Raw genomic sequence first — 3,432 nt, forward strand, 5'->3', positions numbered from 1 at the left:
ATGGAATAAGGAGTGATGTACGAATGTTGCCTGTAATTCTAGCAGCAGCTTTCGCCGTCGGCATTTCGATCGGCTTCTTCCTGTACAAAGTTTTGAGCGACAGGAAACTCAAGGGAACCCGGGAGCAGTCCGATCAACTTTTGAAGGACGCTTTTCAGGAATCCGATAGGCGAAAAAGGGAGATGTTAACGGAGGCCAGAGAGGAGATCCATCGCCTCCGACAGGAAGCGGAACGCGAGATCAAGGAAAGGCGCGCCGAGCAGCAGCGCGCGGAACGAAGACTCGAACAGAAGGAAGAGAACCTCGATTCCAGGATGGAGTCCATACTCCAGAGGGAGGAGGATTACCGCAAGAGGCAGGAGGAAATGTCAGTCCGCCTCGAAGAGGTTGAGTCCGTCCGGAAGAAACAGATGGAACGCCTTGAGGAGATCGCCTGCATGTCCAGGGAAGAAGCCAAGGATTTCCTGCTGAAGGAAGTGGAAGAAGAAGCAGGACACCTGATCGGACTCAGGCTAAAAGATCTGGAGGAAAAGGCGAGAAGGGAGTCCGAACGCAAATCGAGAGAGATAGTAGTAAGCGCCATCCAGCGTTGCGCCGTGGATCATACCTCGGAAATGTCCGTCAGTGTTGTTACATTGCCATCGGATGAGATGAAAGGGCGCATTATCGGAAGAGAAGGGCGAAACATCCGAGCCTTTGAGACCTACACCGGGGTCGATCTCATCGTGGACGATACGCCGGAAGCAGTGACGTTGAGCAGTTTTGACCCCGTCAGGAGAGAGGTGGCACGCCTCTCGCTGGAGAGACTCGTGCTCGATGGAAGGATCCACCCGGCGAGGATCGAGGAGATCGTGGAAAAGGCGCAGCGGGACGTGGAGGAAAAAATCCTCGAGGCCGGTGAAGAGGCCCTTCTTGAAACGGGGATCAAGTCCATGCATCCGGAACTGATCAAGCTGGTCGGTCAACTGAGGTTCAGGTCCAGTTACGGGCAGAATGCGCTTTCCCATAGCCTTGAGGTTTCTCATCTTTCAGGGATCATGGCCGCCGAACTGGGTATCGATGAACATGTCGCCAGGAGGGCGGGCCTTCTACATGATATAGGCAAGGCCGTCGACCACCAGGTCGAGGGACCCCACGCGCTCATCGGCCGCGACTTGGCCAAGAGGTTCGGCGAAACCCCCGAGGTGGTCAACGCTGTTGCGGCTCACCATGAAGATCAGGAGATGACCTCCGTTTACGATGTGATCGTATCGGCGGCCGACGCCGTCAGTGCTTCCAGGCCGGGGGCCAGGAGAGAGAGCCTCGAGTCCTATATAAAGAGACTCGAAACGCTTGAAACCCTCGCGAAGACCTTCAAGAGCGTAACCAAGGCCTATGCCATTCAGGCAGGACGCGAAGTCAGAGTCATGGTCGCGCCAAACAGTCTCGATGATGGATCCATTCATAAACTTGCCTATGATATTGCCAGGAAGATTGAGAGCGAGATGAAGTATCCCGGACAGATAAAGGTGACCGTGATAAAGGAGACTCGCTCGGTGGAATACGCCAAGTAGGTGAAAGCGTTGAAGGTTCTTTTCGTAGGAGATATCGTCGGTAATCCGGGTAGAAAAACCTTGGCGGGTTTGCTCCCCCGGGTAAGGGCTGAATGGGGACCCTTCGATTTCATTGTGGCCAACGTGGAGAACGCGGCCGGGGGGTTTGGGTTGACCGAGAAAGTCATGGAAGAGCTTTTCCGACAGGGCCTGGACGCCATGACAAGCGGCAACCATATCTGGGATAATAGGGAGGCTCTGCCTCTCCTGGAGGCGGAGAAACGGTTGGTCAGGCCTGCAAACTACCCGCCGTCGACACCGGGAACCGGTTCGACGGTGATCGAAAAAAAGGGTCTCAAATTGGGAATTCTTAATCTTCAGGGGAGGGTCTTCATGCAACCCATCGACTGTCCTTTCCGAAGGGCCGACGAAGAACTCCCGCTTTTGGAAGGATTGTCGGTGCTGGTGGATATTCATGCCGAAGCGACTTCGGAAAAACGGGCTATGTCGCTCTATCTTGATGGAAGGGTTTCGGCCGTCCTTGGCACCCATACCCACGTTCAGACCGCCGATGAGCATATCCTGGATGGTGGTACAGCCTATATTTCCGATGTAGGAATGACCGGCGGGCATGGAGGAGTTATCGGAATGGACAAGGAAGCCATCATCCATCGTTTTCTGACCGGCATGCCCACTAGGTTCGAGGTCTGCAAAAGCGACCTGAGAATGAACGCGGTTGTCATAGAGATCGATGAAGCGTCGGGCAGGAGCCTTTCGATAACCCGTCTTTCCCTGGGTATCTGATCGGATTTTTCAGCATGTTGTAAAGAGGCGGGGTGCCTAGGCGCCCCGCCATTTTTATTGACCTTGCGGCCCTGGTGGTATACCATAAAAGGGTATGCAGCATCTGGTGTTATCGAGGGAGATGGAAATGGAAGAGTGCCATAGTACGGGGTTCCACCGTGACGGGACCATGAAAAAGAGGGTGATGGCCGGGATAAACTAGGAAGCCGCACTTGGTTTTGATCTTCCCTCCCGGCAAAAAAGACCTTTCCGCCGCCGCAATTCACCCTCGAATAGGAATGAACAGACATGCAGAGCCATGCCCGTGCAGCATGATATGTCCATGCTTGGTGGCAGGATTGGCGGGCTTCTGGCGCGGCCGTGTCGATCGGGGGTGCTTGGACCATGAAAGAGAGACTGGACCGTTTTTACAACCAGATAGAGAGCCTCATGTTGGAACACAGGTTCACCGAGGTCAAGGAGACTCTATCCACCATGGAACCCGCCGACATAGGGGAGATCCTCGTGGAGGCACCCCAGGCGAAGAGAGTGCTCATATTCCGTCTTCTTTCAAAGGATCTCGCGATCGATGTTTTTGAACACATGGAGGGAACGGAGAGGGAGGAACTCCTCGACTGCTTCACCACCAAGGAAGCGGCCGAAATCATCGAGGAGATGTCCGACGACGACCGTACCGCCCTGCTGGACGAACTGCCGGCCAAGACGGTGGAGAAATTGATGCAGCACCTCTCGCCCGAGGAAAGGAAGATAGCGAATCACCTTTTGAACTACCCGGAAGACTCGGCGGGGAGAATAATGACCGCGGAGTACATCGGGCTGAAGTCCTCGATGACGGCGACGGTCGCCCTGCAGCACATCCGGAGAGTAGCTCGGAGCAAAGAGACCATATATACCTGTTTCGTCATGGACGGGGAGCGCCGCCTCAGGGGTGTAGTGGACCTCGAGGACATTATCCTGGCGCAGCCGGAAACGCTCGTTTCGGACCTGATGGACGACAACCCGGTATTCGTAACGACCCTGACAGACCAGGAGAAAGTGGCGCAGGTTATGTCCCGTTACGACCTCCACGTCATCCCGGTGGTGGACCTGGAGAATC

Annotated in this window: 3 protein-coding genes; all 3 read left to right on the plus strand. The window is 55.0% G+C overall.

From position 1 onward, the window contains the following. The first annotated feature begins 23 nt into the window (after positions 1–23). Positions 24–1,553 (plus strand): ribonuclease Y, encoded by a 1,530-nt coding sequence (rny, locus tag GX108_06890; GenBank protein ID NLO56758.1) that lies wholly within the window; start codon positions 24–26, stop codon positions 1,551–1,553. Between the two features lie 9 nt (positions 1,554–1,562). Continuing rightward, positions 1,563–2,336, plus strand: coding sequence for a TIGR00282 family metallophosphoesterase (locus GX108_06895; protein NLO56759.1), 774 nt, complete (start codon positions 1,563–1,565; stop codon positions 2,334–2,336). A gap of 384 nt (positions 2,337–2,720) precedes the next feature. Continuing rightward, positions 2,721–3,432 (plus strand): magnesium transporter (mgtE, locus tag GX108_06900; protein ID NLO56760.1); only part of this gene is annotated, 712 nt, incomplete at its 3' end.

The organism is Thermovirga sp. (assembly GCA_012523215.1).
GTDB lineage: Bacteria > Synergistota > Synergistia > Synergistales > Thermovirgaceae > 58-81.

Coding starts and splice junctions, on each gene's coding strand:
- rny (NLO56758.1), top strand. CDS start 24: ATGTTGCCTGTAATTCTAGCAGCAGCTTTCGCCGTCGGCATTTCGATC.